Consider the following 18,110-nt stretch of genomic DNA (forward strand, 5'->3'; position numbering starts at 1 on the left):
GAAACTTAGGCGGTTCAACCGAGGTTGAACCGCCTTTTTCTATGGAAAAAAGCCGGGGAAACGGATAGTATTAAAAGAAAAGAGAAACGGAGAGATAAAATGGGAAACTTGCATGAAAAAAGAATTGCCATTACTGGCTCACGGAAAATGGCAGAAATGAGCATGATGGTTCAAAAAAAAGGCGGCACGGCTTACGAACGGCCACTTCAGGAAACAATAAAATGTAAGCCGGAGGATATGCAGGAAATTCTTGAAGCTGTGATCGCAAGCGGAACAGATTGGAGTGTTTTTACAACAGGTGTCGGAACAGCGGCTCTTTTTGAAGCAGCTGCCTCGCTTGGCTTGAGTGAGCCGCTTCAAAAAGCGGTAGCGGCTTCCCGAATTGCAACACGCGGCTACAAAACTGTGCAGGAGTTAAAAAAACATGGGTTAGCTCCGGAAATTATTGATGGTGACGGCACAAACGCCGGACTGCTTGGGGCGCTTGAAGAAGTGGATTTAGCTGGACAGCGCGTGTTCTTACAGCTTCATGGAGAGCGGGTGCCGGCTCTTGAGCAGGGGTTTGCGGAAAAAGGAGCAGATTTAACATGCATTATGCCGTACGAAACGACGATCCCATATCCTGAAGTAGTTACGAAACTGGTCCATGAAATCATTGACGGTGAAATTGATGCTGTTTTATTTACGGCGACACCACAAGTGCGTGTTTTATTTAAAGAAGCGGAAAAACAAGGGCTGGCTGGGCAGCTGGCGCGATCCTTTAATGAAAAAGCGGTTGCCGGCTCGATTGGCAGGGTTACAACTGGAACGCTAAGCGAATATGGCGTCACACGGGTGGTAGCACCGGAGCATGAGCGAATGGGAGCACTTGTTGTGGCAGTTGATGAGTTTTTTAAAGGTGACTGAATATTCAGGGAACAAATGTTTCTTTTTTAGCGCTGATATGATATGATACAATGAACAAGCGTATAAAAGGAGACAGGAATTTGTACGAGTATATTAAAGGATTTATTACATTTGTAGGGCCGGAGTATATTGTTGTTGAAAACAATGGCATCGGCTACCGAGTGCTTACACCGAACCCGTTTGCTTTTTCAAAACATGAGCAGGAAGAAAAAACGGTTTATTTGTATCAGCATGTTCGTGAAGATGCTCATGTTCTGTTTGGATTTGCAGCGGTGGAAGAAAAAAGGCTATTTGAAAAGCTGATTAGTGTGTCCGGCATCGGTCCAAAAGGAGCACTGGCGGTTCTGGCTTCTGGTACACCATCACATGTTGTCAGTGCAATCGAGCGCGAAGACGAGCCTTATTTGGTGAAATTCCCGGGGATCGGCAAAAAAACGGCGCGCCAAATGATTTTAGATTTAAAGGGAAAGCTGGATCACGTTGTATCGGATTCTTTGACCGGTTTATTTGCTCCAAAACAGCCGGAACCTGCTTCATCGGGGAATGCTGCGCTTGATGAAGCGCTGCTTGCGCTTGAGGCGCTGGGCTATTCAGCGCGGGAAATCAAGCGCATTACGGGCCGGCTCGAGAAAGAAGCGGCCATGTCTACTGATGAGTACATTCGAAAAGGACTGCAGCTGCTGCTTGGATAAGAAGGAGGGACTGGATTGGAAGATCAGCGGGTATTATCAGGCGGAGCCGGAGCAGAAGAACGATTTGAAGAGCAGTCGCTCCGGCCGCAAACGTTACGTCAATATATTGGACAGGAACAAGTTAAACAAAACTTGTCTATTTTTATTGAAGCAGCATTGAAACGGGAAGAAACACTGGATCACGTGCTTCTGTATGGGCCTCCTGGACTTGGCAAAACAACGATGGCAGCGGTCATTGCCAACGAAATGGGGTCCGGATTCCGGACAACATCCGGTCCGGCCATTGAACGTCCAGGAGATTTAGCCGCAGTATTAACAGCCCTTGCCCCAGGCGATGTGCTGTTTATTGATGAGATTCACCGGCTGCCACGCTCGATTGAAGAAGTCCTTTATCCGGCAATGGAAGACTTCTGTCTTGATATTGTGATTGGAAAAGGACCGGAAGCAAGGTCAGTGCGGCTTGATCTGCCTCCGTTTACACTTATTGGCGCAACCACACGGGCCGGGGCACTTTCTGCGCCGCTTCGTGACCGGTTTGGCGTTCACTCCCGGTTAGAGTATTATACGCCTGATCAGCTCAAGGAAGTTGTCATACGAACAGCAGATATACTGGGTACCTCTATTGATGCAGAAGGAGCCGGTGAGCTGGCGCGCCGCTCACGCGGTACACCCCGTATTGCCAATCGATTATTAAAACGGGTGCGCGATTATGCGGAAGTCCGTGGAGAAGGGCACATTACGATCGAAAAAGCGAACGAAGCGCTTGAGCTTCTGCAGGTCGACCGCCTTGGCCTTGATCATATTGACCATAAATTGCTTAACACGATATTAAGCCGTTTTAAAGGCGGTCCGGTGGGGCTTGATACGCTGGCTGCTAGCATTGGCGAAGAATCTGCTACAATAGAAGACGTATATGAACCTTATTTATTGCAAATTGGTTTTCTGCAGCGGACGCCGCGTGGAAGAATCGCCCTGCCGGCCGCTTATGAGCATTTTGGAATGGAGCTGCCTGCATTATGACAAGTATGGGCAAAATGCTGATGGCAGCTGGGGCCGTTTTATTCCTCATTGGGCTTCTTGTCCAATTTGGAAAGCTCGGCCGGCTGCCGGGCGATATTGTGATTAAAAAAGAAAACGCAACCTTTTATTTTCCGATTGTAACATCGATCGTGGCAAGCATTGTGCTGTCGCTTCTTTTTTATGTAATTGGAAAATGGAGATAAATTAGAGGTGTAAGAAATGAAAGTAGAAGATTTTGATTTTGAGCTTCCTGAAGAGTTAATTGCACAGACACCGCTGAAAGAGCGGGCTAAGAGTCGTTTAATGGTACTCGATAAGGGCACGGGAAGCGTCACTCATGAAACGTTTCAAAATGTCACAAACTATTTGCAGCCGGGCGACTTACTTGTGTTAAATGACACAAAAGTGCTGCCGGCTCGTCTGCATGGCGTCAAAGAAGAAACAGGCGCCAATATTGAAGTGCTTCTTTTGAAGCAGGATGAAACGGATGTATGGGAAACATTGGTGAAGCCGGCCAAGCGTATTAAAGAAGGCAGTGTCATCTCATTCGGAGATGGTAAACTGAAAGCGGTTTGTGTCGGAGAAAAAGAGCAGGGCGGACGGATGCTTCGCTTTGAATACGAAGGAATCTTTTATGAAGTGCTTGACGAGCTTGGTGAAATGCCGCTCCCACCGTATATTAAAGAACAGCTTGAAGAACGGGACCGCTACCAGACCGTATATGCGAAAGAACGCGGCTCTGCGGCTGCACCGACGGCGGGTCTTCATTTTACTGAGCCGCTTTTAGCCGAGTTAAAAGAAAAAGGCGTGCGAATCGAGTTTATTACGCTGCATGTCGGTCTTGGGACATTCCGTCCGGTTTCGGTTGATTCAATCGAAGACCATGATATGCATGCGGAGTACTATACCATTTCTGCCGAAACGGAAGAAGCGATTCGCGAAACAAAACGAGCAGGCGGCCGGGTTATTGCAGTCGGAACAACTTCTGTTCGTACGCTTGAAACGGCTGCGCGCGAACACGGGGAAGTGAAACAATCAAGCGGCTGGACCGATATTTTTATTTATCCGGGATTTGAATTCCGGGCGATTGACGGCATGATTACGAATTTTCACTTGCCAAAGTCTACGCTCATTATGTTAATCAGTGCCCTGGCCGGACAGCAGCGTGTCCTCGCAGCTTATGAAGAAGCCGTAAGGGAAAGATACCGCTTTTTCAGTTTTGGAGATGCGATGCTTATTATCGATGTGAAAGGTGACAAAACGAATGACAGCTATTAAATATGAACACATTAAAACATGTAAACAAACAGGAGCGCGTCTTGGCCGTGTACATACACCGCATGGCAGCTTCGAGACGCCGGTTTTTATGCCAGTTGGAACGCTTGCCACGGTTAAAACAATGGCGCCGGAAGATATTAAGGCGATGGGCGCGAACATTTTGCTCAGCAACACGTACCATCTATGGCTGCGCCCTGGGCACGATATTGTGAAGGAGGCAGGCGGCCTTCATAAATTTATGAATTGGGATGGCGCTATTTTAACGGATTCCGGCGGGTTCCAGGTATTTTCGTTAAGTGAATTCCGGAAAATCGAAGAAGAAGGCGTTCATTTCCGTAATCATATTAATGGCGACAAACTGTTTTTATCTCCAGAAAAAGCGATGGAGATTCAAAATGCGCTCGGTTCTGATATTATGATGGCATTTGACGAGTGCCCGCCGTATCCAGCAGAGTATGAATATATGAAAAAATCTGTAGAGCGCACATCCCGCTGGGCAGAACGTTGCCTTACTGCACACCAACGGCCGGAGGATCAGGGGCTGTTTGGTATTGTACAGGGCGGTGAATATGAAGATCTTCGTAAACAAAGCGCTCGTGACCTCGTGTCGCTTGACTTCCCAGGTTATGCCATTGGCGGCTTATCGGTCGGCGAGCCAAAAGATGTCATGAATCGTGTACTTGAGTTTACAACGCCTCATTTGCCGGCAGACAAGCCGCGCTATTTAATGGGAGTAGGATCACCAGACTCGTTAATTGATGGAGCGATACGCGGAATCGACATGTTCGACTGCGTACTGCCGACACGCATTGCCCGCAACGGCACCCTGATGACAAGTGAAGGAAGACTTGTCGTGAAAAACGCCAAGTATGCCCGTGATTTTGGGCCGCTTGATCCAAATTGCAGCTGCTATGCATGTAAAAATTATTCTCGTGCGTATGTCCGCCATTTGCTTCATTGTAATGAAACATTTGGAATTAGGCTTACGACTTACCATAACCTACATTTTCTGATAAAATTAATGGAAAACGTACGTCAAGCGATCCGAGAGGACCGGCTTGGTGATTTCCGCGAGGAGTTCTTTGAGCAATACGGGTTCAATCGTCCGGATGCAAAAAACTTTTGACGTTGTTTGTTTTTGGAAAGGAGTGAAGAATACGAATGGAAGCATTAGCTCAGTTTCTCCCTTTGATTATCATGTTTGCACTGTTTTATTTCCTATTGATCCGCCCGCAGCGAAAGCGTCAGCGCACGGTGATGGAAATGCAGACCAATTTGCAAAAAGGAGACAAAATCGTCACAATTGGCGGTCTTCACGGTATGATTGAATCAACCGATGAAACAACGATTACCATTGTAGTTGGCGATGGTACACGTTTAACATTTGACCGCTCTGCGGTACGTGATGTAGTAAACAAAACGACTGTCTAACATGCAAAAGCCGGGAAAATACTCTGGACTTTTTGAGCGTAGACAAAGTTAGAAAGCAGCCTGAAAGCCCGGAAAATATTCCGGGCTTTTTATGTGCGCCAAAAAAGAAGCGTGGACAGATCGTTCTTTTTAAAGATACCGAGTACAACAGCACCAGCTACATAAACGAACAGGCAGCCGGCCATTCCACCTCCTACATAAAGGAAGGTACTCTCTTTAAGAAAGGGAAGAAACGCCTGGGCGCTGAAAAAGGTAAAGAGAAGCAGCAAACCGATTTTTGCGTATAACCCATATTGAAGTGAAAACGGTACAGCTTTTAGCATAGCCGCTGTGTGAAGAAGTGTAACAATCACGATGCCGGCCGCTATGGCAATAGCTGTGCCGCGAATACCAAACACAGGCTGGCTTGATAAAAGAAAGATGATAAGAAGCTTTACCACAGCGCCATAAAAGCTGTTCAGCATGGCAGCTCGTGACAAGTTAAGTGCCTGAAGAACTGCCTGGAGCGGTCCCTGGCAATAATAAAGAAGAAAAAAGGGTGCCATAAGCTGAATTAAATCGGCTCCTTTTTGGGTATGATACATCACCAGCATAAAAGGCTCTGCAAACAAAAACAGAATAATCGTAGCGAATCCGCCTGACAACAAGCAAAAGCGGATGGATTCATTTACCCGCCAGGCAATGTTGCTGAATCTTTTTTTACTGAAAGACTCGCTAATATCCGGAACGAGCGAGGATGAAAGAGCAACCGTTAAAAAAGACGGCAGGAACATGAGCGGCAGCGCATAGCCCGTCAACACTCCGTATTCTTTCATCGCTTCACTTGAAGCAAGCCCTGCAATGGCCAGGCTCTTCACGACGACAATCGGCTCTAAAAACCAGGCACCCGATCCAATCAGCCGGCTTCCAACAGCAGGAAGAGCCGTTTCCGCCAATTCGCCAAAAAGAGGCCGGCTTGTCCGCCTGCCGGGATACTTCCGGACTTTCCGCCACTCCGAACGAAAGGAGCCGAGAAGATAAAGGAGGGAAATCAGCTCTCCAGCTGAAGCAGCTGCCATGGCACCTGCTGCAGCATACTCGATTCCATAAGGCAGAAGAAGCCTCCCTGATACAATAATCAAGCCGATTCGGACGACCTGCTCAATCAGCTGTGAAAGAGCAGCCGGCTTCATATTCATCTTTCCTTGAAAATAGCCGCGCACAATAGATGAAATGGCGATAATTGGAATCGACGGTGCTATTGCATAAAGCGGCAGGACTGCCCGTTTATCATGAAATAAGTTTTCAGCAAGATAGGGTGCCAGCAAACAAAATAAAGGTGTTAAAACGGCTGCCAGTGAAAGGGTAATAAAAAGCGATGTGCAGAAAATATGCTTTCGCTGTGCATCATTTTCTGCAGCGGCAACGCTTCGTGTAACAGCCACCGGCAGTCCGAACTGAACGGCTGTAATCGTTAATATAAAAGCTGGAAATACAGCCATATACAAGCCGACGCCTTCTTCGCCAATTAACCGGGCAATGACCATCCGGTTGACGAAGCCAAGGATTTTTACAAGGAAAATAGCGCCTGCAAGCCACATCGTTCCTTTTATAAATGATGACAATCTGCCACCGCCTTTTCTAAGAAAGTAATTGTGAGAAAAGTATTGTATAATGAGATATATGTACAAAGATGGACGAGCATGACAGGGGGCATTCATGATGGGAAATCATCCGTACGATGTGTATTACGACAAGCTGCTGCCGGCACTAATCAGCAAAGTTGAAGAGTTTCGGCTGCTTCACTATGAAACTGCAGAAACGGGTATGCTATGGCGGTTTTTGAAAGAAAAAAGGTGGAAATCAATGGACACAGAGCGTTCGCTTTCCCGTTTAGTAGGAGATATCTTATCAGTGAAGCCGGGAGAATATATGAATTACACGCAGCTGACGGCCTTTAAAGCGCCGGAATGGAGTGAACCGCTGTCTGATGAGGAAATAGCTGCTTTGTTTGCCCCGCCTAAAGAAAGGGAGTAAATTGACAGCCTGTTTGTTCTCATTCATAATGTAGAGGGCTAAGGGATTCTGGTATTCGTTACCGGAATTTTTTTTATCAACTGGTTTTTATATATCATAAGGAGTGGGAATGTAGAATGGTAAAACGGAGCCGGATCGTTGCTTTTTTGCTCGTGGTCCTCGTTTTGTTAGGAGCGATGAGTACAACGGCAAAAAACATCGTCCAGGATATTAAGCTGGGGCTTGATTTGCAGGGTGGTTTTGAAGTGCTGTATGAAGTACAGCCTGCAAAAGAAGGCCAGAAAATAACAGAAAGTGTAGTAGCGGATACCGCTGAAGCGCTGGATAAGCGAATTAACGCTCTTGGTGTCAGCGAGCCAAGCATTCAAGTGGAGGAAGGCAATCGGATTCGTGTGCAGCTGGCTGGTATAGAGGATCAGGAGCAGGCACGAAGCATGCTGTCTACACAGGCAAATTTATCTTTTCGCGATGTAAACGACAAGTTGATGATGGATGGAAGCGATCTTGTCGAAGGTGGAGCTGAGCAGTCCTTTACGGAAACAGGGCAGCCCAACGTCGCTGTTAAGTTAAAAGATAAGGATAAATTCAAAGAAGTAACAGAAAAAATTGTTTCCATGGCACCAAACAATCAGCTGGTCATCTGGCTTGATTTTGAAGAAGGCAAAGATTCCTTTGCCAAGGAAGTTCAAAAAGAAGATCCGAAGTTTTTGTCGGCCCCAAATGTTGACGAGGTATTTAATACAACAGAAGTCACCATTCAAGGGGATTTTACAGTAGAAGAAGCACAGGAACTTGCAGCACTGCTGGATGCAGGGGCTCTTCCGGTCAAACTGAAAGAAATATATTCAACGTCCGTTGGGGCACAGTTTGGTGAACAAGCACTCAATGAAACGATTCTTGCCGGTATTGTTGGTATCGGGATCATCTTCTTATTTATGATTCTATATTACCGCTTGCCGGGATTCGTAGCAGTCATTACACTGATAGCCTTTCTTTACTTAACACTGCTTATTTTTGATTTGCTTGGTGCAGTCATGACGCTGCCGGGTATCGCGGCTCTTATACTTGGGGTTGGGATGGCAGTAGATGCGAACATCATTACCGCAGAGCGGATCAAGGAAGAAATTAAGATTGGCCGGCCGATCAAAGCCGCTTTCAAGACAGGAAGCAGCAACGCCTTCCTGACCGTCGTTGACGCAAACTTAACGACACTGCTGGCAGGCGGCGTTTTATTTTACTTTGGGACAAGCTCTGTAAAAGGCTTTGCGACAACTTTGATTATCAGTATTCTTGTCAGCTTTATTACCGCTATCTGGGGTGCAAGGGTGCTGATGAGCATTCTTGTGAAAAGCAACTGGCTAAATAATAAGCCGGGCTGGTTTGGCGTGAAAAAAGCAGATATTCATCCGATCAGTGAAGGATATGATGCGCTGGATCTGCCAACTAAATTTGACAAGCTGGATTTTGTTAAACCGCATAAAAAGCTGTTTGCACTATCGGCTGTGGCGATTATTGCCGGCATGATTGTACTGGCTGTTTTCCGTTTAAACCTGGGTATTGATTTCTCCAGCGGTTCCCGGATGGAATTGCTGTCTGAGAAGCCGTTAACCGAGGAGGCGGTTGAAGCAGAGCTTGACAAGCTTGGCTATGACGTAAATGTAACGCTTGGCGGGGACAATCAAACCATTGCGTCTGCCCGGTTTGATGAAGCGCTGACGCAGCAGGAAATTGCTAAAGTCAAAGCAGGCATGAATGAAAAATTTGGATCTGAGCCAAATATCAGCACTGTTTCGCCGGTCGTTGGAAAAGAGCTGGCGAAAAATGCAATGAAGGCACTTGCCATTGCCACAATAGGAATTATTTTGTATGTGGCGTTCCGCTTTGAATTTTATATGGGCCTTGCTGCCGTTCTGGCACTTTTGCATGACGTATTCTTCATCATTGCGTTTTTCAGTTTAACGCGTCTTGAAGTCGATATTACCTTTATCGCGGCTGTATTGACGATTGTCGGATATTCGATTAACGATACGATCGTTACATTTGACCGGATTCGCGAAAATATGACGAAAGCAAAGAAAATCACGGCACCGGAGCAACTGGACGTTATTGTCAATAAAAGTATCAGGCAGACGCTGGCCCGTTCTATAAATACGGTTTTAACTGTCGTCATTGCTGTTATTGCGTTGATTGTGTTTGGAAGCCCGTCGATCTTAAACTTCTCTATTGCGCTTTTGGTCGGCTTGATTGGTGGAGCATACTCGTCTATCTTTATTGCTTCCCAGCTATGGCTGATTTGGAAAAAGAAAGAATTAAAGAAAAAAGGCAAGTTAATTACGTACAAAGAAAAAGCAGCAAACAAAGACGAATTACAAGTATAAAGGCAAAAAACCTGCAGACGCATCAGTCTGCAGGTTTTTTCTGTTAATATGGATGGTTTGTTTCGGTTCTTAGGCGTTTCGCTTCAAAAAAGAACATTTGGATAAATTTTTTCATATTCACTTTAACGGGAGCAGAAGCGGCATTTGGGTCTTTTTGCAGTTCCATCATTTTTTGGCGGACGGTCATAAAGTCAAAAAACTTGGCCGCATAAAACTCAAATTTAGGATTGGCGTAATCAGTCAGCCCGAGTGAAGCAAAATGAACGATGGAGTGAATAATAGCGCGGCGGACCCGCTGTTCCGAAGCTTTTATTTCCCTGTTAACCGCTTGGGCGGAAGCAGATTCACCCAGTCTTTTTTGAATCGTCTTTTCAAAAATGGTTTTTAAAGAAGGAAAGTTTGGATCAAAAGCCGCTTCCTCGTCTGAAAATAAAAAGGAAAGAATATCAAGCAAATCCTTCGCGCCGTTATGGCCGACAATCCCCAGTTCAGCCAGCAGATATTCTCCTGTATCGATTAAGCTCGTTTCGCTTTGTGCAGCGCGTCTGTCCGATTCTTCGGCCGGCAGCAGGCTGTTTAAGGATGTTTTAATCGTCTGGATTGATTTTTCAAGCTGAATCCGCTCTTTTACTTTTCGAATGACCGTAATGATTTCAATTCGGTTGATCGGTTTCATAACGTAGTATTCTACACCGAGGGCGTATGCTTCACCGATCAGTTCCTTCGTTTCTACTTGTGAAATCATAATCACTTTGCCATTGTACCCTGCCAGGTCACGGATCGTTTCCAGGCCGTCTTTAATCGGCATCAGCAAATCAATAAAAAGGATATCAATTTTTTGCATGTTCAAAAACGCGCCGGTTAATCCATCGCCATCTGCTTGTTCTCCGGCCACTTCTCCCAAATCCTCATCTTCAATAATTTTCGTCAGCGTAAGACGAATTGCATCATCATCATCTACAAGAAAAAAACGCATATGTAATCAACCTTTCTGCATAAACGCCTGAACCGGAATGTTAATTTGAAACAAAACACTGCCCGGTTCATTTTTTAACTCAATACTGCCATGAAATCCATTCACGATCTCCTTTACATGGGCAAGCCCAATGCCTGTTGAAGGGTTTCCTTGTTCATCATACTTTGTTGTAAAGCCCGGCTCGAAAATTACCTTCTGATATTTATCGGAAATAGGAAGACCGCTATTGCGCACCTGAAGCTCAATGTGCTCCTGCTGCGATAAAAGCTTGATTTGGACAAACCCTTCCTTTGGTATGGCCTCGACGGCATTTGAAACCAAATTATTGAGAAGGGACAGGAACGTATAAGCATGATATGGAGGATGCTCCCCCGATACTGCAGATAAAAAGATCACCTTCTTTTTTAAGGCAGCAGCATACTTTTCATTAATCTGGACTGTTAGTTGAAGAAGTTCCTCAGCACTCATAAAATCTTTCGGGCTTTCGTTTGTAATTACATTGGAAAGTCCGGCATAAATCCGCTGATTATCTTTTTTAATATCGTGAATTTTACCCGCCAGCTTCAATGCCTCCTGGCTTGCCGGATGATCTTCCTGTTTTAGAGAGCGATAGAGATGATAGGATTCTTTTGTCGCTTCTTCTGCATCAGTGAGTGTTTTTTTTAAATAAACAGTTTCTTCATACAAACTGGAAACAAGCATGAGCATATACTCATTTCGCTCTGTGATATGCTTTTCTCTTGTATACGCTTCATTTAGTTTCAGCATGTTCAGCAAACTAACAACGATAAAACTGCGGGCAAGTGCAATGAGAACAATTTCTTTTATGTCGTTGAAAGAAAGAGAAATCTCAAACAGCAGATAATCAATAAAAAGCTCGATAGAATTGGAAGCCAAATCAATTCCAAGCATGGCAAATCCAACGCCAAGCAGCCCATTTCGATGACTTTTTACGTAAAAAAGACGGAACAAACAAGCGTATGAAAAATAATAAATAAAAGCTGGAACATGATGCGAAAAAGAAAGGATGAGATCTTGTTCATGAAAAGAAGCTGTCTCAAGACCGGTACGAAATAAAAAGACCGTTGCAGCGGTAAGCAGGCCGGCCCATATGATCCGTTCCTTCCTTAAATATAACAAAAAGAAAAACATAACCGGCGGACCCAGCCCAATCCGGAACACTTCTCCAAATGGATAAATCTTCAGTTCTCCTGCTGCTGGAACAGCCAAAATCATGATAAGTATCAGGAGCCGCTCATTTTTCAAAAAGGCGCGGGAAGGAAAAATAAAAACCCCCTCCTTTTGTTTCGATTTATGAAGAATAGTATACAATTGGGCGATGCGTAATACAACTTAACGTTTTTTTTATAAAAAAAACGCTCCCTTTGTAGGTAATTGTATGATTTTGTAGGTGGTGAAATATAGTTATACACATGGAAGTATACCTGTCATCTGGATGTAAATAAAAAAAGCACGGTTGACAGCTGTTTTTAGGGAATAACCAGCCGTATTTGGCGGGAAGCTGAATGCAGCGATGGATGATAAATAAGGGGAAGGGATTGATGAAATGAAAAAAATAGGTTTAGCATGGCAGATTTTAATTGGTTTAATTCTTGGTATAGCGGTCGGTGCCATGTTTTTTGGAAACCCGCATGTTGCCACGTATCTGCAGCCAATTGGCGATATTTTTCTGCGTCTCATTAAAATGATTGTCATTCCGATTGTCATTTCCAGCATTATTGTCGGGGTAGCCGGTGTCGGCGACACGAAAAAGCTTGGAAGACTGGGCGGTAAAACAATTCTTTACTTTGAAATCATTACAACAATCGCGATTTTGGTTGGTCTTGCTGCCGCCAATATTTTCCAGCCAGGTGCTGGAGTTGATATGTCCAATTTGGATAAAACCGATATCAGCAGCTATGTAGACACAACAGAAGAAACAGCCAGCCATGGGTTTGCTGAAACGTTTGTTAATATCGTGCCGTCAAACTTATTCACTTCTCTTGCAGAGGGTGATATGCTGGCAATCATCTTTTTCTCTGTTGTATTTGGTCTTGGTATTGCCGCAATTGGTGAAAAAGGAAAGCCGGTTCTGCAATTTTTCCAGGGAACGGCAGAGGCGATGTTTTATATTACAAACCAAATCATGAAATTCGCGCCGTTCGGCGTATTTGCCTTGATTGGTGTAACCGTATCTAAATTCGGGGTTGAATCACTGATCCCGCTAAGTAAACTGGTTATTCTTGTATACGGGTCAATGATTTTCTTTATCCTTGTTGTATTGGGACTTACAGCGAAAATCGCTGGAGTAAACATTTTTAACGTATTTAGAATTTTAAAAGACGAAATGATTCTTGCGTATACAACGTCAAGTTCGGAGACAGTGCTGCCGAAATTAATTGAAAAAATGGAGAAGTTCGGCTGCCCGAAAGCGATCGTTTCATTCGTTATTCCAACGGGTTATTCATTTAACCTTGATGGATCTACCCTTTATCAGGCGATTGCAGCTTTGTTTATCGCGCAAATGTATGGAATCGACTTGTCGATGGCAGAACAAATCTCACTTGTACTTGTGTTAATGGTTACTTCCAAAGGAATTGCAGGAGTTCCAGGTGTTTCCTTCGTTGTGCTTCTTGCTACACTTGGAAGTGTGGGAATCCCGGTTGAAGGCTTGGCATTCATCGCGGGAATCGACCGGATCATGGACATGGCCCGTACAGTGGTTAACGTTGTAGGTAACTCTCTTGCTGCTATTGTAATGTCTAAATGGGAAGGACAGTACAATGAAGCGAAAGGTAGACAATACCTCGAAGAAGTGCGTCAAATGCAGCAATCAAAATCTGCATAATAAAAAAAGACAGGCTGAAAAAGCCTGTCTTTTTTTGTACGCTCATGACATATGCAAAAACGACTCATTCGAATCAATTTTTCCAAACACACGGGTAATGGGAAGCCGCTCTCCAGCCAGCCAGCGGCCGAAGTCAATGGGAAGAGGATGGGCGCTTTCGCCGACGCCAAGAAGCATCCGGAGAGAAGCCGGTTCATATACGGTTGTGTGAAGGGTTCCCGCCCAGCTGGCGTATTTCTTTTTAAAAATGCCATAAGCAGGATCGTTGAAAAGCTTGTATCGTTCCATGGCGCTTTGTGCGCTTCCGGAAAAGTGCTGCAGCGTCTGCAGCCGTTCTTTAGACTCAGCTGTATGATGGCGGTTTTCGGACGATAAGGTGCCCGGTAAAAAATGATTCGCACAAGCTGCAGCTTGCTTATGCACTTGTACCCCTCGTGGTGACGCTTCGACAACTGCACTATGCATGGAAGCATCATAAAGAGAGTAATTAAATGCATGACGGTGCGGAATAGAACGAAGCAGGTCGATCGCCTGGTCTGTTGTCGCACACGAGTCCAGCACCATGCGAGCGATAAAGCTGCATGTAAATCCATCTTCAGCACGGCGCCGGTTTACAAAGTGAAAGCCAATCACAAGCCCTTTTTCATTCATGCCGTCAATCCGCCCAATCATCCTGCCGCTTATACCGACCGAAGCATAGCCATGAGCAGGCTGCCACAATAAAAGTCTGCCTTCATAGGTTTTCGGGTGATAATCATAGTTTCTTGCGAAAACGCCATTGTTCATCAGGGCAGAACAGCCGCTGTTTACATCATCAGCTTGAAAACCGCTGTATTCGTGAACCACATCATATAAAGACCAGCCAAGAGACTCTGCAAGGCCCTCAAGCTCTTCCCATGCAAGAGGAAGGAAGGATTGAAAGTAGGCTTTTACCTTTTTGAAATCAATATCATAAGAACGAAGAGACTTTTGGCGCCGTTTTTGATGAGCCGCAAAAAGAGGCGATTCCTTTAATTTTTCGCCGGCAAGCAGCCCGAGCTCATAATAACTCCCTCTTCCTTGAAGAATGTCGATATAAAAACGCTGCATGCTACTCCTGCTTTCTTTTTCTCTTATCGTGCCTGTTTTGGAAAAAGAATTCAAGAGAGAAGCGGCCGGCCGATGTTTGAAGTGAATTCGAAAAAGGAAAAGTAAGGACATGTAGGGAGGGGAAAAGATGAAAACACAAACAGCTCTTATTTTAGGATTGATTTTCGCACTTGTTATCGCTGTTTTTGCTGTCATTAATGTAAATCCGGTAACGGTAAATTACCTATTTGGTTCTGCACAATGGCCGCTAATTCTTGTTATTTTGTTTTCTGTGCTGCTTGGCGGACTCGCTATCTTTATGTTTAGTTTGTTTCGTACATTGGCGCTTAAGCGGCAGCGTAAGGAGCTGGTCCGGCAAAATGAGCAGTTAAAAAAAGAATTGCATGAATTAAAGCTTGAGCACCGGGAGCAGAGAACACCCGCTGCTACGTCAACCCGGCTGGCGCCGGACGGTGATTCATAAAAGAAAAAGGAGAGCTGAGTGAAACCCACTCAGCTCTCTTCTTTTGAATCATATTGTCATTTGTTCAATTGACCCGTATAATGAGTACGTTATGGGGTGAAATTATGCTGAAACCAAAAATGCGCTGGTCCTTGAAAGAAGTGGACCGCAAAAAAAGTGAAGCGTTTGCGGAAGAAGTTGGAACAAGCCCTCTCGCTGCATCGCTTTTATTGGGACGGGGAATCACAGAAAAAGAAGAAGCACGTGCATTTTTGTTTGATGAAGGTGTCGCTTTTCACGATCCTTTTTTGTTAAAAGATATGAACAAAGCAATCGACCGCATTCGTCAGGCGAAAGAGCGGGAAGAAGCTGTTCTTGTTTTTGGTGACTATGACGCTGATGGTGTCAGCAGTACGTCGCTGCTTTTAACAGCGCTTCGCGATTATGGTGTTCTCGCTGATTATTATATTCCGAACCGGTTCACTGAAGGCTATGGTCCGAATGAGCCGGCTTTTCGTCATGCGAAAGAAAGTGGCTTTGGTTTAATTATTACGGTTGATACCGGAATTTCAGGCGTTCATGAAGCACAGGTGGCCAAGGAGATTGGCATTGACTTAATTATTACTGATCACCATGAACCCGGGCCTGTACTGCCGGAAGCATTAGCGATTATCCACCCGAAGCATCCAGAGGGCACGTATCCATTTGGATATCTTGCCGGTGTAGGGGTGGCGCTGAAGATGGCACATGCGTTATATGGGAAAGTACCGGAACATCTGCTTGATTTGGCTGCGATTGGCACCATTGCCGATCTGGTGCCGCTGTACGGAGAGAACCGGCTTATTGCCAAAAAAGGTCTGTCCGCCCTGCGCCAGACAGAGCGGCCGGGTATTGTCGCGCTTTGCAAACAGACCGGCACAGAGCAGTCATCTATTGATGAAGAAACGGTCGGATTTATGATCGGACCGCGTATTAATGCAGCCGGCCGCCTTGATGATGCGGGGCCTGCTGCAGAATTAATGTTAACGGAAGACATAGAAGAAGCGATGATGCTTGCAGAAGAAATCGACGCGATGAATAAACAACGGCAGTCTATCGTCAACGACATGGCAAAAGAAGCAATTGACATGGTAAACCAGGAGTTTCCGTCGGATGAGTACCCGGTCATTGTGGTAGGCAAGGAAGGGTGGAATCCCGGCGTTGTCGGAATTGTTGCGTCCCGTTTGACTGACACATTTTATCGGCCGGCTATCGTGCTTGGTTTTGATTCTGAGAAAGGCATTGCGAAAGGCTCAGCCAGAAGTATTAAAGGTTTTGATTTGTTTCAAAGCCTGTCAACCTGCCGGGATATTTTGCCGCATTTCGGCGGTCATCCAATGGCTGCCGGCATGACCCTGTCGATTCATGATGTAGATGAGCTGCGCAGCCGTATGGTTCGTATCGCTAAGGATACACTTACGGAAGAGGATTTTACGCCAATTGTTCAAGTCGATGCGCAGGCCTCGGTGTCTGATATTACAGTGCAGGGGATTGAGGAGCTGAATAAGCTGGCGCCGTTTGGCATGAATAACCCGAAACCGCTTTTTGTGATCCACGATGCTAAAATTGCTTCGATGAAAAAGATTGGCGCCAACCAAACGCACTTAAAAGCAGCGTTTGAACAAAATGGGCAGACCATTGACGGAGTCGGTTTTGGCATGGGAGAGTACGTCGATCAAATAGCGAAAACATCAGATATTTCGGTGATTGGCGAACTGTCTATTAATGAATGGAATAATATGCGCCGCCCGCAGCTTATGCTTCGCGACCTTCGAGTGGACGAATGCCAGCTGTTTGATATGCGCGGCGGAAGAAATGTTTCAAGCTGGTACAAGAACATACCCGATGTAAAGGTCGCTGTATCCTTCAGCCGTGCATCAGGGGATCCTAATGTCGTATTTGTTCAAAATGAACAGGATGCCCAAGCTGTTGAAATGGATGGCAAAAATGTAGTACTGTTAGATTTGCCGGAAAGGGAAGAAGTGATCAAGTCACTCCTGGGTGGAAAGTCCCCGGCTCGTATTTATGCCCATTTCAGCACGCAGGAGAATCATTTCTTCAGTTCGATGCCAACACGGGATCATTTCAAATGGTATTACGCGTTTTTATTGAAAAGAGGCTCATTCGACGTAAAACAGCATGGCGAGCTGCTGGCGAAAAAGCAGGGCTGGTCTTATGCTGCTATTCGTTTTATGTCAAACGTGTTTTTAGAGCTTGGATTTGTTAAACTAGAGAATGGAAAGATTGAAGTGCAAAGAGAAGCGGACAAACGTGATTTGAGCGAGTCGCCTGCCTACATACGAAAGCAGACGCAATTTAACCTTGAACAAAAGCTGCTGTACTCATCCTACCGTGAATTAAAAATAATTCTGGATGAATGGATGAAGCAGCCCGCTAGACACTGGGAGGAACGATTAACATGAATTTAAAAGAGTATATTAAAATAGTGCCGGATTGGCCAAAGCCGGGCATTCAGTTTAAAGATATCACACCACTAATGGACAATGGCGAGGCATTTCGTTATGCAACGGATCAAATTGTCACGTATGCAAAAGATAAACAAGTAGATTTAATTGTAGGTCCGGAAGCGCGTGGCTTTATTGTAGGCTGCCCGGTTGCCTACTCTCTTGGTGTTGGCTTTGCGCCGGTCCGTAAAGAAGGCAAGCTGCCGCGTGAGACGATCAAAGTACAATATGGGCTTGAGTATGGAAAAGACGTGCTGACGATCCATAAAGACGCCGTTAAGCCGGGTCAGCGTGTTCTTATTACAGATGACCTGCTGGCAACAGGCGGTACGATTGAAGCGACAATCAAGCTTGTAGAGCAGCTTGGCGGTATTGTAGTAGGTATTGCATTTTTAATTGAATTAAATTACTTGAACGGGCGCGAGAAATTGGATGGATATGATATATTAACCATCATTCCGTACGACTGATTCGACAAAAATCGCCTAATTCACAAAAAAAGTGCAGGATGACTTTACATCCTGCGCTTT

General features: G+C 45.3%; 17 protein-coding genes. 13 read left to right on the plus strand and 4 right to left on the minus strand.

The genetic code is table 11. The features are described 5' to 3' along the window. Nucleotides 1–99: 99 nt before the first annotated feature. From RRU94_RS13875 to yajC, 7 genes are all read left to right on the plus strand, one after another. Nucleotides 100–906 carry a uroporphyrinogen-III synthase gene (locus RRU94_RS13875; protein ID WP_315694941.1) on the plus strand — a complete coding sequence of 269 codons (807 nt, stop codon included), beginning with the start codon at nt 100–102 and terminating at the stop codon, nt 904–906. A gap of 80 nt (nt 907–986) precedes the next feature. Next, nucleotides 987–1,598, plus strand: coding sequence for a Holliday junction branch migration protein RuvA (gene ruvA / locus RRU94_RS13880; RefSeq protein ID WP_315694943.1), 612 nt, complete (start codon nt 987–989; stop codon nt 1,596–1,598). A gap of 15 nt (nt 1,599–1,613) precedes the next feature. Continuing rightward, entirely contained in the window at nt 1,614–2,618 is a 1,005-nt protein-coding gene (gene ruvB, locus RRU94_RS13885) for a Holliday junction branch migration DNA helicase RuvB (protein ID WP_315694944.1), read from the plus strand. After that, entirely contained in the window at nt 2,615–2,821 is a 207-nt protein-coding gene (locus tag RRU94_RS13890) for a DUF2905 domain-containing protein (protein ID WP_251269543.1), read from the plus strand. The genes ruvB and RRU94_RS13890 overlap by 4 nt, the downstream gene beginning before the upstream one ends. A gap of 16 nt (nt 2,822–2,837) precedes the next feature. Further along, the gene (gene queA, locus RRU94_RS13895; protein WP_315694947.1) at nt 2,838–3,896 is read left to right on the plus strand and encodes a tRNA preQ1(34) S-adenosylmethionine ribosyltransferase-isomerase QueA; all 1,059 of its coding nucleotides are present in this window, start codon (nt 2,838–2,840) and stop codon (nt 3,894–3,896) included. Then, nucleotides 3,883–5,022 carry a tRNA guanosine(34) transglycosylase Tgt gene (gene tgt, locus RRU94_RS13900; RefSeq protein WP_315694949.1) on the plus strand — a complete coding sequence of 380 codons (1,140 nt, stop codon included), beginning with the start codon at nt 3,883–3,885 and terminating at the stop codon, nt 5,020–5,022. Before queA ends, tgt begins: the two co-directional genes overlap by 14 nt. Nucleotides 5,023–5,057: 35 nt before the next feature. After that, the gene (gene yajC, locus RRU94_RS13905; protein ID WP_251269541.1) at nt 5,058–5,327 is read left to right on the plus strand and encodes a preprotein translocase subunit YajC; all 270 of its coding nucleotides are present in this window, start codon (nt 5,058–5,060) and stop codon (nt 5,325–5,327) included. Between the two features lie 89 nt (nt 5,328–5,416). Here the strand turns inward: yajC and spoVB are convergent, their stop codons facing one another. Next, nucleotides 5,417–6,907 (minus strand): stage V sporulation protein B, encoded by a 1,491-nt coding sequence (gene spoVB / locus RRU94_RS13910; RefSeq protein ID WP_410493046.1) that lies wholly within the window; start codon nt 6,905–6,907, stop codon nt 5,417–5,419. 118 nt (nt 6,908–7,025) lie between these two features. Here spoVB and RRU94_RS13915 point away from each other — a divergent pair, with 118 nt between their 5' ends. Together RRU94_RS13915 and secDF are read left to right on the plus strand one after the other, a co-directional pair. Beyond that, nucleotides 7,026–7,343: a post-transcriptional regulator gene (locus tag RRU94_RS13915; RefSeq protein WP_315694954.1), complete on the plus strand. Its 318-nt coding sequence runs from the start codon at nt 7,026–7,028 to the stop codon at nt 7,341–7,343. A gap of 116 nt (nt 7,344–7,459) precedes the next feature. After that, a complete protein-coding gene (secDF, locus tag RRU94_RS13920; protein WP_315694956.1) occupies nt 7,460–9,721 on the plus strand; it encodes a protein translocase subunit SecDF in 2,262 nt (753 codons plus the stop codon). Between the two features lie 43 nt (nt 9,722–9,764). On the opposite strand, the gene RRU94_RS13925 is transcribed toward secDF, so the two are convergent. Beyond that, entirely contained in the window at nt 9,765–10,697 is a 933-nt protein-coding gene (locus RRU94_RS13925; RefSeq protein ID WP_315694958.1) for a response regulator, read from the minus strand. 6 nt (nt 10,698–10,703) lie between these two features. Beyond that, a complete protein-coding gene (locus RRU94_RS13930) occupies nt 10,704–11,933 on the minus strand; it encodes an ATP-binding protein (RefSeq protein ID WP_315694960.1) in 1,230 nt (409 codons plus the stop codon). A gap of 331 nt (nt 11,934–12,264) precedes the next feature. On the opposite strand from RRU94_RS13930, the gene gltP reads away from it, so the two are divergent. After that, nucleotides 12,265–13,545 (plus strand): glutamate/aspartate:proton symporter GltP, encoded by a 1,281-nt coding sequence (gltP, locus tag RRU94_RS13935; protein WP_315694962.1) that lies wholly within the window; start codon nt 12,265–12,267, stop codon nt 13,543–13,545. 42 nt (nt 13,546–13,587) lie between these two features. Here gltP and RRU94_RS13940 read toward each other — a convergent pair whose 3' ends face one another. Next, nucleotides 13,588–14,634 carry a C45 family peptidase gene (locus RRU94_RS13940; RefSeq protein WP_315694964.1) on the minus strand — a complete coding sequence of 349 codons (1,047 nt, stop codon included), beginning with the start codon at nt 14,632–14,634 and terminating at the stop codon, nt 13,588–13,590. A gap of 127 nt (nt 14,635–14,761) precedes the next feature. Between RRU94_RS13940 and RRU94_RS13945 the strand changes: the two genes are divergently transcribed. The 3 genes from RRU94_RS13945 (at nt 14,762) to RRU94_RS13955 (ending at nt 18,050) form a co-directional block, all read left to right on the plus strand. After that, a complete protein-coding gene (locus RRU94_RS13945; protein WP_242233362.1) occupies nt 14,762–15,097 on the plus strand; it encodes a LapA family protein in 336 nt (111 codons plus the stop codon). Nucleotides 15,098–15,201: 104 nt separating this feature from the next. Beyond that, a complete protein-coding gene (gene recJ / locus RRU94_RS13950) occupies nt 15,202–17,538 on the plus strand; it encodes a single-stranded-DNA-specific exonuclease RecJ (RefSeq protein WP_315694969.1) in 2,337 nt (778 codons plus the stop codon). Next, nucleotides 17,535–18,050 carry an adenine phosphoribosyltransferase gene (locus tag RRU94_RS13955; protein WP_242233364.1) on the plus strand — a complete coding sequence of 172 codons (516 nt, stop codon included), beginning with the start codon at nt 17,535–17,537 and terminating at the stop codon, nt 18,048–18,050. Before recJ ends, RRU94_RS13955 begins: the two co-directional genes overlap by 4 nt. Nucleotides 18,051–18,110 lie beyond the last annotated feature (60 nt).

Source organism: Domibacillus sp. DTU_2020_1001157_1_SI_ALB_TIR_016 (assembly GCF_032341995.1).
Lineage (GTDB): Bacteria > Bacillota > Bacilli > Bacillales > Domibacillaceae > Domibacillus > Domibacillus indicus_A.

Coding starts and splice junctions, on each gene's coding strand:
- gltP (WP_315694962.1), top strand. CDS start 12,265: ATGAAAAAAATAGGTTTAGCATGGCAGATTTTAATTGGTTTAATTCTT.
- secDF (WP_315694956.1), top strand. CDS start 7,460: ATGGTAAAACGGAGCCGGATCGTTGCTTTTTTGCTCGTGGTCCTCGTT.
- tgt (WP_315694949.1), top strand. CDS start 3,883: ATGACAGCTATTAAATATGAACACATTAAAACATGTAAACAAACAGGA.
- RRU94_RS13940 (WP_315694964.1), bottom strand. CDS start 14,634: ATGCAGCGTTTTTATATCGACATTCTTCAAGGAAGAGGGAGTTATTAT.
- RRU94_RS13890 (WP_251269543.1), top strand. CDS start 2,615: ATGACAAGTATGGGCAAAATGCTGATGGCAGCTGGGGCCGTTTTATTC.
- queA (WP_315694947.1), top strand. CDS start 2,838: ATGAAAGTAGAAGATTTTGATTTTGAGCTTCCTGAAGAGTTAATTGCA.
- RRU94_RS13955 (WP_242233364.1), top strand. CDS start 17,535: ATGAATTTAAAAGAGTATATTAAAATAGTGCCGGATTGGCCAAAGCCG.
- RRU94_RS13915 (WP_315694954.1), top strand. CDS start 7,026: ATGATGGGAAATCATCCGTACGATGTGTATTACGACAAGCTGCTGCCG.
- RRU94_RS13945 (WP_242233362.1), top strand. CDS start 14,762: ATGAAAACACAAACAGCTCTTATTTTAGGATTGATTTTCGCACTTGTT.
- yajC (WP_251269541.1), top strand. CDS start 5,058: ATGGAAGCATTAGCTCAGTTTCTCCCTTTGATTATCATGTTTGCACTG.
- spoVB (WP_410493046.1), bottom strand. CDS start 6,907: ATGTGGCTTGCAGGCGCTATTTTCCTTGTAAAAATCCTTGGCTTCGTC.
- RRU94_RS13875 (WP_315694941.1), top strand. CDS start 100: ATGGGAAACTTGCATGAAAAAAGAATTGCCATTACTGGCTCACGGAAA.
- recJ (WP_315694969.1), top strand. CDS start 15,202: ATGCTGAAACCAAAAATGCGCTGGTCCTTGAAAGAAGTGGACCGCAAA.
- RRU94_RS13925 (WP_315694958.1), bottom strand. CDS start 10,697: ATGCGTTTTTTTCTTGTAGATGATGATGATGCAATTCGTCTTACGCTG.
- RRU94_RS13930 (WP_315694960.1), bottom strand. CDS start 11,933: ATGATTTTGGCTGTTCCAGCAGCAGGAGAACTGAAGATTTATCCATTT.